At 45.4% G+C, this 21903-nt stretch carries 24 protein-coding genes and 1 tRNA gene; 13 read left to right on the top strand and 12 right to left on the bottom strand.

The window, feature by feature from the left end:
- The first annotated feature begins 85 nt into the window (after positions 1-85).
- Positions 86-176: transfer RNA gene (locus B9J87_RS07700), tRNA-Ser, on the top strand.
- A gap of 137 nt (positions 177-313) precedes the next feature.
- Here B9J87_RS07700 and B9J87_RS17740 read toward each other — a convergent pair.
- The 5 genes from B9J87_RS17740 to hemC form a co-directional block, all read right to left on the bottom strand.
- Entirely contained in the window at positions 314-457 is a 144-nt protein-coding gene (locus B9J87_RS17740; RefSeq protein WP_157722350.1) for a hypothetical protein, read from the bottom strand.
- Between the two features lie 366 nt (positions 458-823).
- On the bottom strand, positions 824-2005 hold the full coding sequence (locus tag B9J87_RS07695; protein WP_047690033.1) for a heme biosynthesis protein HemY: 1182 nt from the start codon (positions 2003-2005) through the stop codon (positions 824-826).
- Positions 2005-3186, bottom strand: coding sequence for a uroporphyrinogen-III C-methyltransferase (locus B9J87_RS07690; protein WP_094150048.1), 1182 nt, complete (start codon positions 3184-3186; stop codon positions 2005-2007). The genes B9J87_RS07695 and B9J87_RS07690 overlap by 1 nt, the downstream gene beginning before the upstream one ends.
- On the bottom strand, positions 3170-3931 hold the full coding sequence (locus B9J87_RS07685; protein ID WP_094145552.1) for a uroporphyrinogen-III synthase: 762 nt from the start codon (positions 3929-3931) through the stop codon (positions 3170-3172). Before B9J87_RS07685 ends, B9J87_RS07690 begins: the two co-directional genes overlap by 17 nt.
- A gap of 3 nt (positions 3932-3934) precedes the next feature.
- Positions 3935-4873, bottom strand: a complete 939-nt coding sequence (gene hemC / locus B9J87_RS07680) for a hydroxymethylbilane synthase (RefSeq protein ID WP_026028808.1) — start codon at positions 4871-4873, stop codon at positions 3935-3937.
- Positions 4874-5223: 350 nt separating this feature from the next.
- Here hemC and B9J87_RS07670 point away from each other — a divergent pair, with 350 nt between their 5' ends.
- Positions 5224-7752, top strand: a complete 2529-nt coding sequence (locus B9J87_RS07670; RefSeq protein WP_094150046.1) for a class I adenylate cyclase — start codon at positions 5224-5226, stop codon at positions 7750-7752.
- A 44-nt stretch (positions 7753-7796) separates the two neighbouring features.
- On the opposite strand, the gene cyaY is transcribed toward B9J87_RS07670, so the two are convergent.
- The gene (gene cyaY / locus B9J87_RS07665; RefSeq protein ID WP_017044535.1) at positions 7797-8111 is read right to left on the bottom strand and encodes an iron donor protein CyaY; all 315 of its coding nucleotides are present in this window, start codon (positions 8109-8111) and stop codon (positions 7797-7799) included.
- A 75-nt stretch (positions 8112-8186) separates the two neighbouring features.
- Here cyaY and lptM point away from each other — a divergent pair, with 75 nt between their 5' ends.
- The 6 genes from lptM to yigB are packed head-to-tail and all read left to right on the top strand — an operon-like array spanning position 8187 to position 12781.
- Positions 8187-8306: an LPS translocon maturation chaperone LptM gene (gene lptM, locus B9J87_RS18025; protein ID WP_033197445.1), complete on the top strand. Its 120-nt coding sequence runs from the start codon at positions 8187-8189 to the stop codon at positions 8304-8306.
- Between the two features lie 29 nt (positions 8307-8335).
- Positions 8336-9589, top strand: coding sequence for a diaminopimelate decarboxylase (gene lysA, locus B9J87_RS07655; protein WP_013855516.1), 1254 nt, complete (start codon positions 8336-8338; stop codon positions 9587-9589).
- Between the two features lie 11 nt (positions 9590-9600).
- Complete coding sequence (gene dapF / locus B9J87_RS07650; RefSeq protein ID WP_010319875.1) at positions 9601-10431, top strand: diaminopimelate epimerase; 831 nt, start codon at positions 9601-9603, stop codon at positions 10429-10431.
- Between the two features lie 24 nt (positions 10432-10455).
- Entirely contained in the window at positions 10456-11160 is a 705-nt protein-coding gene (locus B9J87_RS07645) for a DUF484 family protein (protein WP_019281077.1), read from the top strand.
- Entirely contained in the window at positions 11132-12064 is a 933-nt protein-coding gene (gene xerC / locus B9J87_RS07640; RefSeq protein WP_010319873.1) for a tyrosine recombinase XerC, read from the top strand. The genes B9J87_RS07645 and xerC overlap by 29 nt, the downstream gene beginning before the upstream one ends.
- Before the next feature lie 3 nt (positions 12065-12067).
- Positions 12068-12781 carry a 5-amino-6-(5-phospho-D-ribitylamino)uracil phosphatase YigB gene (gene yigB, locus B9J87_RS07635; RefSeq protein ID WP_094150045.1) on the top strand — a complete coding sequence of 238 codons (714 nt, stop codon included), beginning with the start codon at positions 12068-12070 and terminating at the stop codon, positions 12779-12781.
- On the opposite strand, the gene B9J87_RS07630 is transcribed toward yigB, so the two are convergent.
- The 4 genes from B9J87_RS07630 to B9J87_RS07615 all read right to left on the bottom strand — a co-directional run bounded on the left by B9J87_RS07630 (position 12767) and on the right by B9J87_RS07615 (position 16567).
- Positions 12767-13372 carry a tRNA-uridine aminocarboxypropyltransferase gene (locus tag B9J87_RS07630; RefSeq protein WP_094150044.1) on the bottom strand — a complete coding sequence of 202 codons (606 nt, stop codon included), beginning with the start codon at positions 13370-13372 and terminating at the stop codon, positions 12767-12769. The two genes, yigB and B9J87_RS07630, sit on opposite strands and share 15 nt — an antisense overlap.
- Positions 13373-14401 carry a COG3650 family protein gene (locus B9J87_RS07625; RefSeq protein WP_094150042.1) on the bottom strand — a complete coding sequence of 343 codons (1029 nt, stop codon included), beginning with the start codon at positions 14399-14401 and terminating at the stop codon, positions 13373-13375.
- Positions 14402-14590: 189 nt separating this feature from the next.
- A complete protein-coding gene (locus tag B9J87_RS07620; protein ID WP_013855511.1) occupies positions 14591-15418 on the bottom strand; it encodes a Cof-type HAD-IIB family hydrolase in 828 nt (275 codons plus the stop codon).
- A gap of 150 nt (positions 15419-15568) precedes the next feature.
- Entirely contained in the window at positions 15569-16567 is a 999-nt protein-coding gene (locus B9J87_RS07615) for an alpha/beta fold hydrolase (RefSeq protein ID WP_026028809.1), read from the bottom strand.
- Positions 16568-16641: 74 nt separating this feature from the next.
- Here B9J87_RS07615 and rhtB point away from each other — a divergent pair, with 74 nt between their 5' ends.
- Positions 16642-17259, top strand: a complete 618-nt coding sequence (rhtB, locus tag B9J87_RS07610) for a homoserine/homoserine lactone efflux protein (protein WP_094150040.1) — start codon at positions 16642-16644, stop codon at positions 17257-17259.
- A 35-nt stretch (positions 17260-17294) separates the two neighbouring features.
- Positions 17295-18521, top strand: a complete 1227-nt coding sequence (locus B9J87_RS07605; protein ID WP_013855508.1) for an EAL and HDOD domain-containing protein — start codon at positions 17295-17297, stop codon at positions 18519-18521.
- A 63-nt stretch (positions 18522-18584) separates the two neighbouring features.
- On the opposite strand, the gene B9J87_RS07600 is transcribed toward B9J87_RS07605, so the two are convergent.
- Positions 18585-19055: a Dps family protein gene (locus B9J87_RS07600; RefSeq protein ID WP_013855507.1), complete on the bottom strand. Its 471-nt coding sequence runs from the start codon at positions 19053-19055 to the stop codon at positions 18585-18587.
- Between the two features lie 220 nt (positions 19056-19275).
- Here B9J87_RS07600 and B9J87_RS07595 point away from each other — a divergent pair, with 220 nt between their 5' ends.
- The gene (locus tag B9J87_RS07595) at positions 19276-20289 is read left to right on the top strand and encodes an acyltransferase (RefSeq protein WP_094150038.1); all 1014 of its coding nucleotides are present in this window, start codon (positions 19276-19278) and stop codon (positions 20287-20289) included.
- Here the strand turns inward: B9J87_RS07595 and B9J87_RS07590 are convergent.
- Positions 20286-20615 carry a DUF2500 domain-containing protein gene (locus tag B9J87_RS07590; RefSeq protein ID WP_017044543.1) on the bottom strand — a complete coding sequence of 110 codons (330 nt, stop codon included), beginning with the start codon at positions 20613-20615 and terminating at the stop codon, positions 20286-20288. The two genes, B9J87_RS07595 and B9J87_RS07590, sit on opposite strands and share 4 nt — an antisense overlap.
- 220 nt (positions 20616-20835) lie before the next feature.
- Between B9J87_RS07590 and B9J87_RS07585 the strand changes: the two genes are divergently transcribed.
- Both B9J87_RS07585 and tnpA read left to right on the top strand, forming a co-directional pair.
- Positions 20836-21210, top strand: a complete 375-nt coding sequence (locus tag B9J87_RS07585; RefSeq protein ID WP_026028288.1) for a hypothetical protein — start codon at positions 20836-20838, stop codon at positions 21208-21210.
- Positions 21211-21396: 186 nt separating this feature from the next.
- The gene (gene tnpA / locus B9J87_RS07580) at positions 21397-21834 is read left to right on the top strand and encodes an IS200/IS605 family transposase (protein ID WP_064624342.1); all 438 of its coding nucleotides are present in this window, start codon (positions 21397-21399) and stop codon (positions 21832-21834) included.
- Positions 21835-21903: the final 69 nt, after the last annotated feature.

Raw genomic sequence — 21903 nt, 5'->3', positions numbered from 1 at the left:
ATCGCTTACATATCATTAAAAATATGAAAGCAAAACTAAAAATATAGCATTATCAAAGTAAGACTAATTTTTAGTGACAATTTGTGGAGAGATGGCTGAGTGGTTTAAAGCACCGGTCTTGAAAACCGGCGATGGTTAATAGCTATCCTAGGGTTCAAATCCCTATCTCTCCGCCACTTTTAAAGAAAAAACCGCTGTTTTTACAGCGGTTTTTTTCGTTTTATATCAACATGCCAATCTGGAAAATTAATAGCTTAATTCAATCCCTCGAACATATCTTGATCACCCTATCTGTACTTTCCAAAAATCGATTTTACACATTGAACACCTCAGACATAATGTCGTTGTGATCCGCAAAACTTTGTTGGTTAGCGTGAGCCAACTGCACACTTGCTCTATTGGATTTAGCACGGTGAGTAGGAAGAAACGTGATGACACTGACATGACTAAACTGCACTTATATACCTACCAGCACCATCCATTATAACGACGGCCTCACCTATTCATTTTTAGGGGCATGACCCAAGCCGACCCAAATAAATACGCATATTCAAATCGCTGTGGCTTCACAGTTCGAGGTTTTGTGCCGTGCTCGGCCTTAAGTCAAATGGCATTTTGATCAAGAAATTATCCAGGAAATCCCAGGTGTTCAAGCGGGTAATAGTAGAATTAGGATGGTTTTTGTTGGCTCGCCAGCGTTTTGAAATCGGTGCTATTAAGGCTATCCATCGTGATATTTAACAATAGTTAGATAGCCTTAATGAGATCGTACTTTTCTTTAATTGGTATAAGGTTATTTTTAGGTGCTTAGTTAGATTGCCATTTAAACATGCTCTATCATGGTCAGTGCCTTACGTGAGACTTCTGCGGCGGCTTTAGGATAGTTTTGTTTTTCAAGGCTATCGGCAAGATAAGCGTAATCAGATACATTGGCACGGAGCGATAACGCTTTTTCCAAATGGCTTTGCGCCTCTGCCCATTTCTGCTCTCTCATATACAATTGAGCCAGTGCGCTGTGTGCTTCGGCGTTACCACTATCCTTACTAATGGCTTCTTGTAACAACAAAATTGCTGGGTATCTATCTGGTAAATTGAGCTCTGCCAATAATGAATACAGAGCTGGCATTGGATGTTTTTTTAATGTTTCTTTAATGACGGTAAATGCTTCCGAATCTGCTTTTCGTTGAATCAACTGCTCGATGAAGCATTGAGTTAAAATGACGTCGTTTTTGGTTTTCCTTGGAAGCTTGTCCCAATGATTGATTAAGCCTTCACTACCTTGCTGCTGGGCCACGTTTTTTAGTAAACCGCATTGTGCTTTTTGGTTCAGTTGTTGGCTCTCGTCCGTATCGATCTGTTTTGCTTTTTGGAGCTTAGGTAAAAGCTCAAGCAGCGGTTGCCACTGTTCTAGGTGCACGTATGTTATCTTGAGTAAGTTGAGCACGATGGTGTTATTCGGATGAGTGGCTTGTAATGCTGATAGAGTGCTTAGCGCCAGCTCAAACTCTTCTTCTCGTACTTGCTGCTTGGCGCGAGTTAATTCAACGGCTAGGCCTGCATTACTTTGCTGACTGGCGAGATCTAAATAGTGATCTCGTTTTGCTCTGTCGCCCATTCCCTGCGCAGCTTCCGATGCAACAAGGTAGCAGAGCAGCGGCATATCATGGTGGTTCGCCCAGCGAGTGACTTTCTTTTCTGCCTGCTTCCAGTCTCCCTCTAGAAGTTTAATGATACCTTCATTGGTATAACGGCGAGAGCGCTTTAACTTACGTACGCTGAACCAGTTTAATGTGTTTGAACTGGCATAGAATGCTTTTTTGAGGAGATATTCTAAGCTAAATAATCCAGAGAGGAGTGCAATCACAAAGATCACTAAGGTGGTTACGCTCATCTCTATTGTTCTATTAGCTATAGAGATAAGAACATAACCTTGCTGCCCAGCATATTGGGTTCCGACAAATAAACCGGCCCCTAATACTACAAAAAGAAAGATGACTCTAAACATTACTTGTCCTCCGTAACGCTCATTGGAGAGACTTCACGGCGTAGGCGTTCAGTGATGACATCAGCGAGTTCGTGCTGAGTTTCAAGTTTAACTGGATATTGCACTTGTATATTTTGTTTACTGAGCTGCAATAGCGCGTGATTAAACTGCTGCACACTCTGATCATCGGAATTAAAGAAGCTGGCTGACCATTTATCTGCTGTGCTCAGTGCCGTTGTATAAATCTCTTGTTGTTCTGCGTATACGGCTTTGATGGCGGTTTCTAATTTTGCTTTGAGATTTTCTTTTAGATAGAAGTGCTGCTCAGGTGACAGTAGCGGAATGGCATTACCGTCTCGAGTGCGGAAGGTAATGAAGTTCTCCGAGAAGTCTTTCAATGAGTTAACGAGATTATTTTGCCAGTCGTTAATATTTTCGGAAACTTGGGGCGCTGATTGCTGCTGAGTTTCAGGCAACATGGCATTAGCCAGCGGTAGAGTGTCAACTTGTTGCTGTAAGGTTGTTAAGCGTAACACTAGCCCTTCACGATCAATCAATGGGATGATTTTGAGCTGAGTAATGTCACGCGCCATGGCTTTGCGTAGCGGAACTAAGCTTGGGTCATTCAATTCAGCAATACGCTGATCAGCGCTTTCCATTAGCCTGGTCGCGCTGACGATGTCATGTTCTAGAAAAAGTTTACGTCCTGCCAGTTTTACTAAGTAGTCTGCTTCTGCTAGTAGCCAGTCGTTGGGACGGCGGCCTTTGATATCAGCTATCGCCAGTTGCAAGTTGTCGATACTTTTTTGCTGTTGATTCAAGGCTACGTCAGTTTTGTGAGTGAGTTGGTCCGCTTTGGTTTGTGTTTCTTGCTTTATTTGATTGATTTCAGCCGCGAGCTGACTTTGGGTTTGTGTTAATTGAGTCTGCAATGCGTTGATTTTGGCTTGGTAAAAGGCGTCTTTTTGCTGCATTTGATAAGCCATGCCACCACTGAAAATGATGGATAGGCTAATTGCAATAACAGAAAGTTTAATGCTGCGCTTTGCTCGTTTATCACTCTTTTCTTCAGGCTGAGACGTGGGATCCTGCACGTAACTTTTTGGTGAATCAAGGTTATCCGTTGCGTCTTTTTCTGTAACCAGAGGAGGTGTGGCTGCTTTTTCAGGTTCAATATGCGGGTTATTATTTTTGCTTGTCATGCTTAGAGTCCTGTCTAGATTGGCTAATACTAGCCGCGAGTTCTGTATTGGAGGCGCTTCCCACGTTCGTGACGCACCCAAATCCCATGTGCAGCGCCTCTTGTCGAATTCGCTCGCTTGGGACAAAAAGAGCTAAATTTAGCAGCCAGAGTCGTTGTGAATCAGAGAATTGATCCATCATAAAATTGAGTTGACCTGAGCTGGTGACAACTAACTGAGTGACTTGCTGTTGCTGCCACAGAGATATCGATTCAGCGGCACAGAAGGTGATCGTATCGCGTCGATACACTTCCTTATATACCACATCAGCACCACGCTCGATTAAGCTGTCGTGGATGAGCTCACGTCCGCCATTACCACGCAAAATCATCACCTTAAGGCCCGATATTGATTGCAGCTGTGGTAGGGCAAGCAGGTGTTCACTGTCACTTATCTGTGGATAGTGTACTTTTTGTTGGCTCAATTTGCTGAAAACATGTGCGGTTTTTTGACCAACGGCAAGGTATCTGGCGTCATTTGGCCAAAAATATCGGTGATCTTGCAAAAATTGATGACTGAACGTCACCGCGTTTTGGCTAACCGCAATAATAATGTCGCATTGCTGAAGTTCTGGGAGTAAATACGGGAGATCGACTCCTGCATTAATCTGAATCAGTGGATGGTGAACGGAGCGGATACCGAGATCCGCTAATTGTTGGCAAAGTTCAATCCCTTGATTTTCTGGGCGAGTGACCAACACCGTCATGCTTTATTCGTGCTCGCAGTAGAGTTTGGACAGAATATCTCGCGCTCCATCATTGAGCAATTGATGGGCAAGCGTGATTCCTAGTTGCTCGGCATCGGAGCGGTGGCCGCGAATCTCACCTTGCACAATCTTAGAACCATCAGGCTCACCGACTAATGCTCTTAACCAAATATGATCACCATCGAGCAATGCGTAGCTACCGATAGGTACTTGGCAACCGCCTTCTAATGTTAGGTTCATGGCTCGTTCACATTTCACGCGATCAGCCGTGTCAGAATGGTTGAGTGGCGCAAGCAATGCTCTTAAACGTTCGTCATCTAAACGGCATTCAATCCCGACTGCACCTTGCCCTACTGCAGGAAGCGATTGTTCTGGTTCAATAATGCTGCGAATGCGATCTTCAAGCTTCAGACGTTTTAAACCTGCTGCGGCGAGAATAATCGCATCGTATTCACCTGCATCGAGTTTTCCAAGACGAGTACCGACATTGCCACGCAATTCTTTAATCACAAGGTCTGGTCGATATGCTTTGAGTTGGCATTGGCGACGTAGACTGCAGGTGCCGACGATGGCACCTTGAGGCAGTTGTTCAATGCTTTGATAGGTGTTTGAAACGAAAGCATCACGTGGATCTTCGCGTTCACAAATCGTCACTAGTCCAAGCCCTTGAGGGAAATCGACGGGAACATCTTTCATTGAATGCACTGCCAAATCGGCACGGCCTTCAAGCATAGCGACTTCCAACTCTTTGACAAAAAGCCCCTTACCACCCACTTTAGCTAAAGGCGTATCTAAAATGACGTCGCCTTTGGTTACCATGGTCACTAATTCCACTTCTAGGCCAGGATGAGCCGCTTGCAGCGCATCTTTAACATAATAAGCTTGCCAAAGGGCGAGCGGGCTTTTACGTGTGGCGATTCGAATGGGTGTTGCGTGAGTCATGATAATCCCGAGTGTAGGTAATGGATGGTTTAATCCTATCATTCCCGCTATGAAAGGTTTACTACTAGATCGTCGCTGTGAAGGATTGATGAAGAGATAGCATAAATTGGTCAAAATTGTGTGATTTATATCTCGTTTATATAATGAGCTATTACGACAAAGTGTAAATAGCTACGACACTATAGCCAAGGTCATTGGAGCGCATTGTAGGCATGCTCTGCTTGAGTGTGATATGCATCGAGAGGGCTTTACCAAATGGAAAGAAAATGTTAGATTGATCACGTTTTTTTGGTGCTTTAGAATAAAATATAATCAAAGCGCGTGTTAATGTTTCAACCAAGGAATCAACCTTGCAGGCTTACACCAAGACGTTAATTCAACGATTAGACAATCTCAACCAGCAACGTACCGAGCGTGCGCTGGCGCTTATGGATTTGCAAAGTCAACGTGTATTTCATTTCATTCCTGCATTACTGCACTTCAATCACCCGATTATTCCCGGCTACTACGATGCAAAAGTCCCTTATGGTGTCTATGGTTTTGAGCCTAACGACATCCAACGTCAGCTGGTTGAAGATACAGAACTCACCTTAGGTCAACCCTTACCGACCGCTGATTCCCCCGCTATTCTTGCTCTGTATACCATGGGCAGTACCTCGTCGATTGGTCAAAGCACCTCGAGTGACTTAGATATTTGGGTATGTGTAGCATCGAGTATGAGCTGTGATGAGCGGGAAAGCTTAAGCAACAAATGTTTGTTGATCACTGATTGGGCAAAGAGCCAAGGGGTGGAAGCTAACTTTTTCTTGATGGATGAGCTACGTTTTCGCAGTAATCATTCTGAGCAGATGACAGGCGAAAACTGCGGTTCATCGCAACATCTCCTGCTATTAGACGAGTTCTATCGCTCTGCTGTTCGCTTGGCAGGCAAGCGTTTACTGTGGCAAATCGTGCCTCCTGAAATGGAAGAGTGCTACGACGAATACGTGCACGAATTGTGCAGCAATGATTACATTAATTGCAGTGAATGGATCGATTTTGGTAAGTTGAACCGCATTCCTGCTGAAGAGTATTTCGGCGCAAACCTTTGGCAGCTTTATAAAAGCATCGACTCGCCTTACAAGTCAGTGTTAAAAGCGATTCTGCTTGAGGCGTATTCGTGGGAGTACCCACACACGCAATTATTAAGCATTGATACCAAACGACGGTTTTTTACTCATGAACCTGATTTGTACAGTATGGATGCTTACTATTTGATGCTTGAAAAAGTGACGCGTTACCTTGAACGCATTGGTGATTCTGCCCGTCTTGATCTGGTGCGTCGTTGTTTCTATCTCAAAACGCATGAAAAGTTATCCCGTGAGCCGAGCTTAGGCTCAGTGGCATGGCGTCGAGAAGCATTAAGCCACATGATTCAGCAGTGGAATTGGTCGGAATCTGTTGTTCAAGAATTAGACAACCGCCGTAATTGGAAAGTCGAACAAGTTAAAGTCGTCCACCATGCGTTGTTAGATGCGTTAATGCTGAGCTATCGAAACTTGATCCAGTTTGCGCGTCGTAATGACATCACCTCGGCCATTAGCCCACAAGATATATCAATCCTCGCGCGTAAGTTGTATGCGGTGTTTGAGGTGTTGCCGGGTAAAGTCACGCTACTGAATCCACAAATTTCGCCAGATCTGCACGAGCCGGATCTCTCGTTCATTCAAGTTCGAGAAGGGCGAACCAATAAAGCGGGCTGGTATCTGTATAAACAGCCTCTGGTTGCCCATCGTATGATTGGCCAACCTTTCCTTGAGCATAATGAATACCTCAGTAAGCTGGTTTCTTGGGCCTTCTTTAATGGTTTGATCACGGAATCAACTCATTTGCATTCAGTAGTACGTGACGCACAGTTGGATATTGATAAGTTCTATCAAATGGTCAGCGATTTGCGTAATACCTTCTCGTTGCGTAAGCGGTGGCCGACCATGCAGGCCTTAGCGAGCCCTTGTGAAATCAGCCAACTGGCGATGTTCATCAATTTTGAAAATGATCCTACCGCGGAATTAAGCGGTAAATCGCTCAAAATTGATCTGAAAAATATAGATATTTTCAGTTTCGGATCTGAGCAAAAAAGCTTAGTCGGTAGTGTCGATTTAGTGTATCGCAACTCGTGGCATGAAGTACGGACTCTCCATTTTACTGGCGAAACGGCGATGCTCGACGCGTTGAAAACCGTGCTTGGCAAAATGCACCAAGATGCGCTACCGCCAGAGTCTGTCGATGTATTTTGTTACAGCAAAAGTCTGCGTGGCGTGATGCGCAACATGGTGTACCAGTTGCTGGCGGAATGTATCGATTTGCGTTTGAAACCGGTAGAGCAAGAGAAACGTCGCCGTTTTAAAGCGTTACGCATTGGCGATCAAATGTATGGTCTGTTTTTTGAGCGGCGAGGGGTTTCGGTACAGAAGTTGGAAAACTCGGTAGATTTTTACCGCAGTATTTCAACCAACAAATTGAAAGGTTCACCGCTGTTAATGCTCGATCGCGATCAAGATTATCAACTGCCGGAAATCGTCGATGGTTTTGCTAGTGAAGGCTTAGTGCAGTTTTTCTTTGAAGATACCGATAAAGGCTTCAACATTTATGTGTTGGATGAGTCGAACCAAATTGAAGTCTATCACCAGTTCAGCGGCGAAAAAGATGAGATGATCACTAACGTCAACAGCTTTTATACCTCAGTGCGCGACGGTAACCCACTCTCCGCTAAACTTATTAACTTCAATCTGCCGCAGTATTATCAAATTGTCCACCCAGAAGAAGGGGAGAGTTATATTGTCCCTTATCGTAACGATTCCGCGCTCTATTCTCGTCCTTCAAAAGCGGTCAACGCTTAGTTCGGTAGCGCCAAGTCACACATCTGTCACTTGGCGTTGTTGCTTTACACCCAGTCGATCGTTTCGCCAGCGTGTTTTTCACATTCTTGTTTCACCATCGCAATCAATTCCAGCCCTGTTTTTGAACAAATCCAGTTTTGGTCGATCAGTTTGAAATGGAAACCGCCTGACTTTGATGCCAGCCAAATTTCATGCATTGGCTCTTGGCGGTTAATAATAATTTGGCTGCGGTCATCAAATTCTAACGTCATCACATTGCCTGAGGTTTCGTAATCAATGTCGGCACCTGCGTTGTCTATCGCTTGTTCAATGATTTCTAGCTGCTCATCGACAAGTTGGTGAAATTCAGTATCGTTCATCCTGTCTATCCTATTGCTTTTCCTGATTGTGGTGCGATTATAGGGGGCATTGACTCAATAATCACGACATGCAAAATGAAAAAATCAATCGCTGCACTTTTTATGTTGTCACTCCTTGCTCTCGCAGGGTGTGGTCAAACCGGGCCGTTATACATGCCAGCAGAGCCTGAGCAGAGTGAACAACCTCAGCCATAGTCATTGATTTAGCTTAAAGGAAACGAATTTTGGATTACTTCAATTATCAGGACGATGGTCAGCTTTGGGCTGAAAATGTCGCATTAACAGAGTTGGCTGAGCAATACGGCACGCCTTTGTATGTCTATTCTCGCGCTACTTTAGAGCGTCACTGGCATGCTTTTGATAAGTCGGTAGGCGAACACCCTCATCTGGTGTGTTATGCGGTGAAGGCTAACTCAAACTTAGGTGTATTAAACACGTTGGCGCGTTTAGGGTCAGGTTTTGATATTGTTTCGGCAGGAGAGCTAGAGCGTGTTGTGGTGGCGGGGGGGGACCCGGCGAAAGTGGTATTTTCTGGCGTCGGTAAAACGGAAGCGGAAATGAAACGCGCGTTGGAGCTCAAGATTAAATGCTTTAACGTTGAATCCGAGCCTGAATTAGCACGTTTAAATAAAGTGGCTGGCGAGCTGGGTGTGAAAGCACCGATTTCACTGCGCATCAACCCTGATGTGGATGCACAAACCCACCCTTATATTTCAACTGGTTTGCGTGACAATAAGTTTGGTATTGCTTTTGACCGTGCACTGGATGTTTATCGCTTGGCACAAAGCCTAGAGAATCTCAGCATTCATGGTATTGATTGCCACATTGGCTCTCAACTGACCGCTATTGCCCCTTTTATTGATGCAACCGATCGCTTACTTGCGTTAATTGATCAGCTTAAAGAGGAAGGGATCACCATTAAACATTTGGATGTTGGTGGTGGTTTAGGTGTGGTGTATCGCGATGAGTTACCCCCGCAGCCTTCCGATTATGCCAAAGCCTTGTTGGCGCGTTTGAGTAACCATCAAGATCTCGAACTGATTTTTGAACCGGGACGTGCTATTGCGGCTAACGCGGGCGTGTTGTTGACGAAAGTAGAGTTTCTCAAACATACCGAACACAAAAATTTTGCCATTATTGATGCGGCGATGAACGATTTGATGCGCCCAGCGCTTTATCAAGCTTGGCAAGATATTGTTCCTGTTGTGCCGCGCCAAGGTGAAGCGCTAACCTATGACTTGGTTGGGCCTATTTGTGAAACCGGTGACTTCTTGGGTAAAGATCGTTCATTGGTCTTGGATGAGGGAGATCTACTGGCGGTTCGCTCAGCAGGAGCTTACGGTTTTGTGATGTCTTCGAACTATAATACACGTACTCGCGTGGCGGAAGTGATGGTGGATGGTGCACAAACCCACCTTGTTCGTCAGCGTGAAGCACTATCGAGCCTATGGGCATTAGAGCGTATTCTGCCGGAGTAAATTGAAGCATTATGCATTTCCATTTTTCTAAAATGCACGGTTTGGGTAATGACTTCATGGTCGTTGATTGCATTACACAAAACGTCTTCTTCTCCCCTGATTTGATCCGCCGCTTGGCGGATCGTCATACTGGCGTGGGGTTTGATCAGCTATTAGTGGTTGAAGCGCCGTATGATCCGGAAAGTGATTTTCACTACCGTATTTTTAATGCCGATGGCAGCGAAGTTGAACAATGTGGCAACGGCGCACGTTGCTTTGCTCGCTTTGTGCGGATGAAAGGGCTGACCAATAAGTACAGCATCGGAGTCACGACTAAAAAAGGCAAAATGGTTTTAAATGTTGAAGAGGATGATCAAATCACCGTCAACATGGGCATACCAGAATTTGAGCCTAATAAGATTCCATTTCGAGCCAAACAGGCAGAGAAAACTTACATCATGCGCGTTGAAGAGAAAACCTTGTTCTGCGGGGCGGTGAGTATGGGCAATCCGCATGTGGTGACAGTGGTGGAGGATGTGACAACCGCTGAGGTTGAAATTTTGGGTCCACTGCTTGAATCTCATGAGCGTTTTCCAGAGCGTGTTAACGCAGGCTTCATGCAAGTGCTGAATCGCAATGAAGTGAAGCTACGTGTTTATGAACGTGGCGCGGGTGAAACTCAAGCGTGTGGCAGTGGCGCGTGTGGCGCGGTTGCCGTTGGTATTCTTCAAGGGTTATTGGCGGAAGAGGTGACAGTACATTTACCTGGTGGCTCGTTAGAGATCCACTGGCAAGGGCCGGGTAAGCCACTCTATATGACAGGCCCTGCGACTCATGTGTTTGATGGTCAAGTCTCTTGTTAGGGTTAAATAAGATAAGGAATCGTTTTGTCACACGTTGAAGCGGATGCACTCACAGCCGAAGTTGTGGCTGAATATTTACGAGATCACCCAGATTTTTTCCTCCAGCGTTCAGAGCTGGTTGACAGGCTCTCCTTGCCGCACCATCAACAAGGTGCGGTCTCTTTGGTGCATGTACAACTGAATCGTCAGCGTCAGAGAATTGAGGAGTTAGAGGAAGAGATCACCGCCTTTATGTCATTAGCGGCCAATAATGACCGCACTTTCCACGAATTTATGGATCTGCAAGAGCAGATCTTAAAATGTCATTCAATGCCGCAAGTATGTAAGGCAATAGAAAACAAAGCGCAAACCTTAGGTTTGGTAGCGTATATTCGTTTACTGGCCTCGCCTGAAACCGATTATCAATTGACTCAAGAGCAATGGCAGCGCTTTGCAACTAACCATTTTAATGGCAAAAATGCTTATTTAGGGCGTATGAAAAAGTTGGATCGCCAAGCGTTATTTGGTGAACAAACTGCTGCGCCAGAAATGGGTTCGTATGTGGTGCTACCATTAGGTAAGCGCTCATCACAAGGCGTGTTAGCGTTTGCAAGTGAAGATGGCGGCCATTTTCAACCGAGCATGGATACCCTCTTTTTACGTCATTTGGCGTTAGTTCTCTCTCATTTAATTGAGACTCTACCTTGGCAACCGATTGAGCATGACCGAATCAGCCACACCTCTGCCTAACGGCTTACAGCAGCCCTTAACTCGCTTCTATGAATATCTGCGGAGCGAGAAAGGGTTGAGCTTGCACACCCAACGCAATTACAAACAACAGCTGGAAACCATGGCGCAGCATTTAGTGCAGATGGGGCTGAATCAATGGCAACAAGTCGATGCCGCTTGGGTGCGACAGCTGGCGAGCAAAGGGATGCGTGAAGGGATGAAAGCCAGCAGTTTAGCGACGCGTCTCTCTTCATTGCGCAGTTTTTTTGATTTCTTGATCTTGCGTGGTGAATTGACAGCTAACCCGGCCAAAGGCGTTGCAGCACCGCGTAAAAAACGCCCGTTACCGAAAAACTTAGATGTGGATGAAGTCGCGCAACTACTCGAAGTAAAGGATGATGATCCGCTGTCAGTGCGCGATCGAGCCATGATGGAATTGATGTATGGTGCTGGGTTGCGTTTAGCGGAGCTCGTCAGCATTAACGTAAAAGACCTGAGCTTTAGCCGCGGCGAGATTCGAGTGGTGGGTAAAGGGGATAAAGAACGTAAGGTGCCTTTTGCAGGCCAAGCCAAAGAATGGGTGGCGCATTGGTTGAAAATACGAACGCAGTTTGCAAACGCTGATGAGCAAAGCTTGTTTGTTTCAAAACTGGGTGTTCGTATTTCGCATCGCAACGTACAAAAACGCATGGCCGAGTGGGGGCAAAAGCAGGCGGTGGCTAGCCATATTAGCCCACATAAACTGCGCCACTCTTTTGCGACTCACATGCTTGAATCGAGCAATAATTTACGTGCTGTCCAAGAGTTGCTGGGTCATGAGAACATTTCGACGACGCAAATCTATACTCATTTGGACTTTCAACATCTTGCGCAGGCCTATGACCAAGCGCACCCAAGAGCACGTAAAAAGAAACAGAGCGAGTAACGCATGCACTTTTATCGCAATATCGGCCCCATTAAAGCGATGAGCTTTGATTTGGACGACACGTTGTATGACAACCATCCAGTGATCCGTCATGTTGAGCAGCAAATGGTCGTGTGGCTGCACACTCATCATCCGCTTTCCGCGACGCGTCCGATAAGTTGGTGGCAGCAACTTAAACAGCAACTGGCGCTGCAAGAGCCACTGCTCGGCCATGATGTCACTCAGTGGCGATTTAAGCAGATAGAACAAGGCTTAATTCAATTAGGTTATTCGCCGCAACTTGCTTTACAGGCTGCGCAGAATGCCATTGAAGAAGTGTTGCGGTTACGTCACTTAATCACGGTGCCAGAGAAGACGCACCGCGTGATGACCGAACTGGCAAAGCGCATGCCGTTAGTGGCGATTACCAACGGCAATGTTGACCCGCACAAAATTGGCTTGGGGCATTATTTTCAACAAATTTTTAAAGCGGGTCCCGATGGCTTGGCCAAGCCGTATCCGGATCTTTTTAACAAAGCGCAGGCTGCATTACAGTTACCTGCAGCCTCGATTTTACACGTTGGTGATCATCTGATAACCGATGTGCAAGGCGCAAAATGTAATGGTTTTCAAGCCTGTTGGTATAACGATCAAGGCCAAACCTTGCTCGCCAGTCGTAAGGTCAAAGTTTTGCCTGATATTGAAATCCATCAACTGGATTCATTACTGCAGCTTTAGGGTGTGACCGCTTTTATCCGCTTGAAAAGCCTTGAGATAGTAAGTAAAAAACGCGCGTAACTCTCTCGCATTATTTGGTTCTCCGAGAGAGTTGAGCAGCTCAACGCCCACTTCTAACGTGCATAAATGACCAGCATCTTGATTTCGCCTTAATCCATACTGAGAGATTTGATTTGGGGTGAGGTGTAGCTGCGGTAAATCGGATAACCAAGGGCTCTTATTGAGCATCTTCTTGGCTTCTTGCCATGTCCCATCTAGGATAATAAACACGATTTCTTGAGTGTCAGACGTTGAGAGAGATTGGTATTCGGTGAGCGATTGACTGCGCGTCGAAGGGAAAATAACCACAGCGTTTAACTTCTCATCTAGAATTCTCTTTTGTAATGATTTCGCCGTAGAGACTCGGTCCCAGATGTACACAGAGGAATTGGGCAAGCTACGCAGCAGCAGCTTGCCAGTATTGGTCGCTCGATGCGGTTCATTTTCATGCATCAGTAGTGCAATGCGCAGTTGGCTATCCAGTGTTGGTTGCAGTGAACAGAGGCATTGATAGCTAAAATGGCAAACTGGGCAAGGGCACGGTCTGGTCACTTATGGTGTCTCGATATTTTCAGAAAATAACGTTAAACCGCCATTGGCGATAGGGTAGAGTACATCGCCCACCTTCTCTTTTTCTGCTTTCAGTTGGTAACCAGTGCGAGTAAAGATACGTTCAGAAAGCAGATATTGTTGCTGGTGGCGCGTCATGACAACTTGGATCTGATTTAGGTTTAATGGTTGCCAAAACCCCTTTTCAACGGTCGATGGCTGACCATCGTTGTAGTCATAATGAGTGCTAGCAGTATGATCCGCATTCAGTTGCAAACGAATCGTGAAATCCCTATTTTGGGTCGAAGTAGCATGATAAGCCCCAACCCATGGAAGCGTCGCATCACTATTACCTAAGGTGGCACACCCCTGATAGCTTTTCTCACCGACTTTCAAGGTGGAACTCCAGCCGTACAGAGAGTCACTCATCCCGTCACTGCACATTTTTTGTGTGAGGAGCAGCGAACCTTGATTCATTTGGTACTCGCGCTTGGTTTCAGATAGCTGACTTTTTGTGATAGCGAATGTTTGAGTTTCACCGCTGATGGTTTGAAAGTTAAGGTTTTTCCCTTCAAAGTGGATGGACCATGACGGTTCGTTGCCAAAAGCGCGTGTCGGTTTGAGTGGTTGATTGCAGCGTTTAGGATTTTCAGCACTGAGCATATTGATGCTGATCACGTTGAAACGTGCGCTGGAATCGGCATCGAAGCCTGTGCGGCTTGGCGCTGATAAAGTACCAATGAGTTCGCCATACAAAGGCTGATAAGGCGAGCGAGCCAAACTCAAGGCTTGCTGAGTCTGCTGTGGCGTCAGTGCTAGCCAATATTGTTGATTGCTACCACAAGGTGTAAAGGTTTGCGCCTCATGACCTACCACGACTTCTCCACGCATAATAAAGGGCTGTGCTTTGATTGAGCTGGGTTTATCCAAACTCGCCATCGGTACGGCTGGTGGCAGTGATGCGTTGTGTGTCGCACAGGCTTGCAGCATTAATGTGGTCAATAACAGCGCGGAACAGTGAAGCACTTTCATAACAGACTCTTTTTGGGCAATGCAACGAGGCTAGATTATGGCATAAAGGCGCTGGCAAATTGAACTGATGGGTGTGAATTTAACAACCCGCGGACAAGAATCAGAGATAAATCGTGAAGCCGTTATGAACAAAAACACAGCGCTCAAATGGCGCTGTGTTTTGTGACCGCTCGTTACTGCAGGCTGCTGTTACAATAAATGTTCACGCAAATAGTGAGCCACGGCGTCTTCTGCATTGCTACCAATCACGGTGTTATTCGGCAGTGCATTGAACACTTTTTGATGCGATGTGCCCATCACCAAGCCTTTACCAGCCATCGACAGCATTTCCACATCGTTCATACCATCGCCAAACGCAATACAGTTATCTAGGGTCAGGTTTAATGATTCTGCAACGGCTTTGAGCGCATCCCCTTTCGACACTTCTGCTGCCATCACTTCCAAACACCAAGGTGTTGAGAAGGCGACGTTCAGTTTGTCGCCAAAAATATCGTTTAAGCGTTCTTCAAACTGAGCTAATAACTCATGATCTTGCGCTGGGTGGGTGAAGAATATTTTGGCGACGCCCTCGGTAGGTGCGTTATTGACATCAAATACTTGGTAGCTAAAGCCGGATTCTTCGTGGAAATCACGCAGCGTTTCATCTTCTTTATTCAATAACCACGATTCATCTTGATAGATGTGAACAAAAATATCAGGGTTTTGCTTAAACACATCAATGACGGGCTGTACCAATTCTTGCGGTACATTTTTACTGTACATCAGGTTGTCATGTTGATCGTGAACGCGCGCACCATTGGAAGTAATCATGTAGGCTGGAATGCCCGCTAACTGGCGAATACCCGCCACATCAACGTGATGGCGACCGGTAGCGAAGATGAAAGTAAAGCCTTTTTGGTGAAGCGCTTGTAGCGTTTGCTTGGTGAATTCGCTCAATTGGTGGTTTGGCGCAAGTAGTGTACCGTCGAGATCGGACGCCACGATATGAATCGCGTGCTCTTTACATTCGGTGGTCATAAAACCCTCATTATCATGGTCGATTTGGTTTGCAGATCGCAGATGGTGGAGAAACTTTGGTGTGGCTTAGTTTACGCCATCTTAAAGAGGAAAAAGAGGGTAAAACTCTCAATTGAAATTTCCTCTATTTGCTCAGTTCTAACATCGTGATTAAACCGTGTTCTCAAGAGATTGGAATTGCTTAAATAGCTCATCAAGTGCTTGGTTTCGATAGCAATCCTTTTCAAAAAAGAGCTCATGCTTTGCTCCTTCAATGATGACCAGCTTGCTAGATGGATTGGTTTTCGCCAGCTTAGTGACAAAGCGGATTTGATCCGCATTACTGACAATCTCATCCTGCCCTGCTTGCAAGATGAGTGTTGGTAACTTCACTTGACGAGTCATCAGTTGGCACAGCTTCGCTGCCATGAGCCCTTGCCATACCCAGCGCGTGCTAGGGCCGCCGACTTGCAATTCGGGTTTGCGTTGGTACAGGTCTCGAAACCATTGGTAACGCACTTGACTTTGACTTAATGGGTTAATCTCAAAAGGCTTTGCAGAATAGGCTTGATAGCCTGGCGCATAGGTTGGTTTGCTATACATCGCCGTCAGCACTTGGCTCAGTGTCATGGCGATAGGACGTAATTGCCATGGCATGTTGACACCAAACATTGGCGCGCTGAGCACCATAGCCGCAAACGGGTGTTGAGGGTATGTTTGTACATACCGGGTCGCAATGGCACCGCCCATCGAGTGGGCGACGAGAAAACGTTGTGCATAATGGCTTAAGTCAAAGTGCTCAATGACACGCTGCATGTCTAAAATGTAGTCATCAAATTCACCGACATGGCCGATTTGTGGATCGTCGATTAATCGATCAGAAAGCCCTTGGCCACGGTGATCAAAAGAATAAATATCATAACCTTGTTGGAAAAAATCATAAAATAGCTCCTGATATTTCCAGCAAGATTCAATTCGTCCGTTGACGACGAAGATCGCCTTTGAGTGTTGAGGCGAGGTAAGTTTGCACCAATAAAGTTTTGTTTTATCAGCAGATTTGATAAAACCTTCTTCTCTGGAGTGCCAGAAATCGGCAATCGTGGTATTGATCACTTGCTCAAAGAAAGACTCTTGAGTATAAGGTGGGGAGTTTGGACTCGTCTGATTCATAGATTATTCTTATTGGACAGATTCGAGGAATAGTTCATTTTTAGGCTAGATTAGTCTAGTTGAGAGGAATTGCAATGGATACTCATGTTTGGCTTGCCTATGTGGTGACCGCGATACTGTTTAGTTTGGCGCCGGGTTCAGGGACGGTCAATTCCATCAGCAATGGTCTCAGCTACGGTACACGTAAATCACTAGCCGCGATTGTGGGTTTACAGTTGGGTTTGGCTTTTCACATCATGTTGGTGGGAGCAGGAATTGGTGCCTTAGTGGCACAATCAACCACGGCATTTAGTGTGATTAAGTGGGTTGGTGCTGCGTATCTGGTGTGGTTAGGTGTTCAAAAATGGCGCGATCGTTCAAGTATGATGGCCAATGCAACGGCTCAAATGCAAACGAGTTGGTCTTTATTGCGTCGAGCGGTGTTGATCAACCTGACAAATCCTAAATCCATCGTCTTTCTGGTGGCGCTTTTTCCACAATTTATTGACCCAACCCAAGATCAGTTCATTCAATTGTTGGTGTTAGGCGTGACCACGGTAACCATTGATTCGATTGTGATGCTTGGTTACACCTCCTTAGCCGCACGAATGGGGCGCTTTATTCGTTCAGAGAGTGTCATGAGTAAGATTAACCGAGTATTTGGCTCGATGTTTATTGGTTGTGGAGCGCTACTGGCAGTGGCGAAGTCCTAGATGGCTATGTCTCAATTATTAGTTGTTAATCACTAATGCATTATTCTTATGTCGCACGACAACCGATCTTAAATGCCAAGCAGCATACGCTTGGCTATGAATTGCTCTTTCGTGATGGGGAAAAAAACGCGTTTCCAGCGCACATTGAGTCGAATCGAGCCACGTATCGCTTGATCGTCGAAAACTTTCTTGCGGTGGGGATCAATCCCAATATTCCCAAATCACGTTGTTTTATTAATTTTCCCTACAAGAGTTTAATTCGCCGTCTGCCTTTAACGTTGCCGCGAGAACAAATTGTGGTGGAAGTGCTCGAAACCTGTGAGCCGACGGATGAACTGCTTGAGGCGATTAAAGAGTTGTATCGGCGTGGCTATCTGGTGGCGCTGGATGATTTTGTGTATGCGCCAGAATGGGAACGCTTTCTGAGTTATGTGCACATCGTCAAGCTCGATATTATGGCGCTGGGCTTAGATCACGCTTGCGAGTTTGTACGTCAGCGTTTAGCGGAAGGCAGTAAGCGTCGTTATTTAGCGGAACGAGTTGAAACGGATCACCAGTTCACCGTGACACGTAATGCCGGTTTTAGCTTTTTCCAAGGTTATTTCTTTAGTAAACCAGAAATGATCAAGCAGCGTTATGTTGGACCAGAGCAGATTATCGCCTTAGAGCTGTTTCGAGAAGTTTGTAAGCCAAATGCTGATTTTGAACGGATTGAATACATTGTCGCGCAAGATGTAGCGCTCTCATACAAGTTGCTCAGATTCGTCAACACTATGTCTGATCGCTTATCCGTGCCGATTTCCTCTTTTCGTCAAGCCTTGGTCTATCTTGGTCAAGACAAGCTCAAAACCTTTGTATCATTAGCCGTTGCTTCATTTGTCTCAGCTAAAAAGCCGAAAGAGTTGTATAACCTCTCTTTGCAACGTGCTCAATTTTGCCAATTAATGTCTGGGCATCCTTCATTTCGTCAACATCGCGAGCAAGCTTTTTTAATTGGTCTTTTTTCTGTGTTAGATGCCTTACTGGATATTTCAATTGAAGAGCTGGTTGCGCAGTTACCCTTGTGTGACGTGGTCAAACTAGCACTGCAAAAGCGTGAAGGACCCATTGGCGAGCTGTTGGCACTTGAGGAGTGTTTTGAGCAAGCGGACTGGCAAGGAGTGGAAAGCCATTGTGATCTGCTAGGGCTTGAATTAAATCAAGTCAGTGATGAGCTTTCGGCGGCGCAGCGCTGGAGTCAAGATATTCATCGTTTGCTGTAATAAATTTCGTGCGAATATAAAAACCGCCGTCATGAGCGACGGCGGTTTGCCCAAACTTAGGGTTTATTGCAGCCAAGCATTCAGCATCCATACCAGTTTCTCTTGTTCGCGGATGTAGTCACTCATCAGTGCTGAAGTGCCTTCATCTCCCGCCTGCGTTGCAATTTCAAGAATTTCTCGTTGCTGGTGGATCAATACACTGAATCCCTTAACCAATCCTTGCATGGTTTCTTGACCATTAGTTGCGTTAGTGTGTTCTGACACTTGTGCTGTTGCTAAATAGGCGCTGAAGCTATGCAACGGTTGATAACCTAAAGTCAAAACTCGTTCTGCTAACTCATCAATTTTGACCTGTATGTCAGTGTAAATCTCTTCAAATTTTGCGTGCAGTTCAAAGAACTCTTTTCCTTTGATATTCCAATGATAACCACGAGTATTCATATAAAACACTTGGTAGTTAGCCAATAATTGGTTTAACGCTTGTGCAAGTTGTTGGCTTTGGTTGGTATCTAAACCGATCAAATTTGTTGTCATGTGTTCACCTCGTTGTCATGGATAAGTGATTTCTCTTGTTAAGCATTAGATTGCACCTTGAAGTGAACAAAATAAATTCGTTTTGATTGATTTATTCGATAGGTATTAGCTATTAATTATAATGGCGTTAGTGATCCTTTACCGATAACTGACTTGCGGATTACATAGCCAACTATTTCAACTTTATAGTAGAAACCTTAAAACACTGTGGATAGGCACTATGACCAAACGAGTTATTTTTTTTGATTTATTGCGCTGTTTGGCTGCTGTAGCGGTGATCGGTATTCATGTGTTGGCCCCCTATCGGCAGCAACTCGGCGATATTCCTTTTGAGCAGTGGGTGGTTGCGGTTGGCATCAATAGTGTAAGCCGTTGGGCTGTGCCAGTCTTTATATTGATCACTGGAGCCTTAATGCTCAGTGATCGTCGCCCTTTTGATGCGCGTTATTATGTTCAGCGACGTCTTGGCAAAGTTTTGCTGCCATTTATCGTTTGGTCGCTCTTCTATGCTTATTTGTCCGGCTGGAGTGCGAGTGGATTTGATGGGCAAGTTGCAAAGGCGGTGCTGAGTAACAGTACGCACCACGCAACGTATTACCATTTAGGTTTTTTCTATTACTTTATCCCACTCTATTTTGTGATCCCTTTTCTACAACTGCTGGTCCGAAGAGTTGATGATAAAGCGCTGTACGCATTAGTTGCCATGTGGCTGCTGACGACCACCTTATTTTTATGCGGTATTGATGGCCCTTGGAGTAATGAGCTATGGCTGTTTACTGGTTATTTACCGCTGGGTTACTTGCTCTATCAGAAGGTGCCACTCAAGCGGGTAACGCTATGTATGGCGATTCTGCTTGGCTGTCTGGCACTATTGACGACGGTATGGATGGTAGTCAGCCACAGTGTCGCAGCGGGTGAGTATACGATTGGTCGCTGGCTCTCTTATAAAACACTGAACGTTGTGTTAGCCGCCAGCATGATATTTATAGTGTGTCGATATTTTGCTGAGAGATTGCCCGCTCGTGCTAAGCAAGTCGTAAGTGTGATAAGCCAGCACAGCTTAGGCATCTATTTATTACATCCCATCTTTCTATGGCCTGTAAAAGAGTATGGGTGGGATCAAGGGAATCCCGCATGGGTGATCCCGTTATGGATTCTCGTAAGCGGCGCAGGATCACTGGTGGTGAGTATATGGGTTGCTCGCTCTGCAAAAACACGTTGGTTATTACCTTAACGTTTGAGTGCAAAGTGTAGAAACTTGTGTCCGCAATAAGTCAGCATTCCTTGGTCGCCTGGGTTAAGTGCATGGTAATAATGCACGCCGACTTGAAATTCCCGCTTTGGGCCAAGTTTGCCTTTTTGGACGTAAATCCAGAACTCCTGATCCTCTTCCCCAGGGCGAGCATGAGGGATGACGATGGCTTGCTTGTCGATAATCGTGACATTAGCAGTGCGTTCGGGGGCGTTTTCGCCTTGCACATGGCGACGATAGAAATAGCTAAATACCCAAATAGCAGAGATAACTAACAAAGCGACAACGATAAGTAATGAAAGCGGCATGGTGAACTCCTTAGCGATGAAGGCGACATTTTAGCGTGCAACATATGGCAAAGGAGTGTTGCTTGCTACTAAAGCGTGAGTTTGATTGGTTTGACGGTTTTTTTTCCGGCGGATATCACATTTCCTCGGCAGGTTAGCGAGCAAAAATGCTCAACTATTCCGTGGGGAAGTATGATAAAAATAGATGGAGCGCCACCAGAGTTGGCACAGGAGGGCGATAATGTCAGATATTGAGAAAGTGGTTTTGCGAACGCGTCGATTGGAAAGCTTGTTGAGAGAGCAATATCACGCTGAGGGGAAGGGGTTACATCAATTGGTGACCAGCTGTGAAGAGCGTTTACCACATGATGTGGTGGGCAAGCTGAGGTTTATTGCCACTATTCGTAACAAAGTTGTGCATGAAGATAACTATCAGTTAGAAGATCGCAAAGCATTTCTTCGTGTGTGTGATGAATGTGAGAAGGAGCTGACTCCGCGCAGCGGTCGTTTTATTTGGCGCGTAGCCATTTCATTAATGACCTTAATCACGTTAGCGGCGCTTCTTTTTTACTATCTTCATTGGGAAGCCCTATCGAAACACGTCACAATGCCATAAATGGTATTAGGTTGTTTTACTCAATCGTTAGATAAAAAAGAGGACACGAAGGTGTCCTCTTTTTTATTGTCATCCCTAAACCACCGCCTTGGGCGGTGGTGATTGAACCTTGGGGCTATTGCCCGAAGGAGTGCCCATGCTAGAAGTAAACCTCTTATTCACCACAAGTAAGAGGAAACTAAAAACATGGGCGATTATAGAAGTTCATCACATGTATATTGGCGTTGCAAATACCATATAGTTTGGACTCCGAAATACAGATTTAAGATATTGAAAGGGAATGTAGGTAAGGAGCTTTATCGCTCAATCTATATTTTGTGCAATATGAAAGATTGTGAAGTCTTGGAATTAAATGTTCAGCCGGATCACGTTCACTTGGTTGTGATAGTTCCACCAAAAGTTTCGATATCAACGTTGATGGGAGTATTGAAAGGGCGTTCAGCAATCCGCTTGTTTAACAAGTTCCCACATATAAGGAAGAAACTGTGGGGTAATCATTTTTGGGCAAGGGGATACTTTGTTGACACAGTTGGTGTGAATGAAGAAATCATCAGGCGTTACGTAAGGCACCAAGACAAGAAAGATCAAGAATATGAGGCGCAGTTAGAGTTGAAGATAAACTAGCAGCGCAGGGATGCCCCCTTATAGGGGGCTATAAACCAAAGCCGCCTTCTAAGAAGGCGGATTTTTACT

Source organism: Vibrio sp. V19_P1S1T109 (genome assembly GCF_002241375.1).
Lineage (GTDB): Bacteria > Pseudomonadota > Gammaproteobacteria > Enterobacterales > Vibrionaceae > Vibrio > Vibrio anguillarum.
Note: the sequence above shows the minus strand (reverse complement) of the source record. Positions and strands in the feature narration are given on the sequence as shown.

Excerpts from the sequence above, each read along its gene's own strand:
- B9J87_RS07695 (WP_047690033.1), bottom strand. The coding sequence starts at position 2,005 with ATGTTTAGAGTCATCTTTCTTTTTGTAGTATTAGGGGCCGGTTTATTT.
- B9J87_RS07690 (WP_094150048.1), bottom strand. The coding sequence starts at position 3,186 with ATGACAAGCAAAAATAATAACCCGCATATTGAACCTGAAAAAGCAGCC.
- B9J87_RS07685 (WP_094145552.1), bottom strand. The coding sequence starts at position 3,931 with ATGACGGTGTTGGTCACTCGCCCAGAAAATCAAGGGATTGAACTTTGC.
- hemC (WP_026028808.1), bottom strand. The coding sequence starts at position 4,873 with ATGACTCACGCAACACCCATTCGAATCGCCACACGTAAAAGCCCGCTC.
- cyaY (WP_017044535.1), bottom strand. The coding sequence starts at position 8,111 with ATGAACGATACTGAATTTCACCAACTTGTCGATGAGCAGCTAGAAATC.
- lptM (WP_033197445.1), top strand. The coding sequence starts at position 8,187 with ATGAAAAAATCAATCGCTGCACTTTTTATGTTGTCACTCCTTGCTCTC.
- dapF (WP_010319875.1), top strand. The coding sequence starts at position 9,601 with ATGCATTTCCATTTTTCTAAAATGCACGGTTTGGGTAATGACTTCATG.
- xerC (WP_010319873.1), top strand. The coding sequence starts at position 11,132 with ATGACCGAATCAGCCACACCTCTGCCTAACGGCTTACAGCAGCCCTTA.
- yigB (WP_094150045.1), top strand. The coding sequence starts at position 12,068 with ATGCACTTTTATCGCAATATCGGCCCCATTAAAGCGATGAGCTTTGAT.
- B9J87_RS07625 (WP_094150042.1), bottom strand. The coding sequence starts at position 14,401 with ATGAAAGTGCTTCACTGTTCCGCGCTGTTATTGACCACATTAATGCTG.
- B9J87_RS07620 (WP_013855511.1), bottom strand. The coding sequence starts at position 15,418 with ATGACCACCGAATGTAAAGAGCACGCGATTCATATCGTGGCGTCCGAT.
- B9J87_RS07615 (WP_026028809.1), bottom strand. The coding sequence starts at position 16,567 with ATGAATCAGACGAGTCCAAACTCCCCACCTTATACTCAAGAGTCTTTC.
- rhtB (WP_094150040.1), top strand. The coding sequence starts at position 16,642 with ATGGATACTCATGTTTGGCTTGCCTATGTGGTGACCGCGATACTGTTT.
- B9J87_RS07605 (WP_013855508.1), top strand. The coding sequence starts at position 17,295 with ATGCATTATTCTTATGTCGCACGACAACCGATCTTAAATGCCAAGCAG.
- B9J87_RS07600 (WP_013855507.1), bottom strand. The coding sequence starts at position 19,055 with ATGACAACAAATTTGATCGGTTTAGATACCAACCAAAGCCAACAACTT.
- B9J87_RS07595 (WP_094150038.1), top strand. The coding sequence starts at position 19,276 with ATGACCAAACGAGTTATTTTTTTTGATTTATTGCGCTGTTTGGCTGCT.
- B9J87_RS07590 (WP_017044543.1), bottom strand. The coding sequence starts at position 20,615 with ATGCCGCTTTCATTACTTATCGTTGTCGCTTTGTTAGTTATCTCTGCT.
- B9J87_RS07585 (WP_026028288.1), top strand. The coding sequence starts at position 20,836 with ATGTCAGATATTGAGAAAGTGGTTTTGCGAACGCGTCGATTGGAAAGC.
- tnpA (WP_064624342.1), top strand. The coding sequence starts at position 21,397 with ATGGGCGATTATAGAAGTTCATCACATGTATATTGGCGTTGCAAATAC.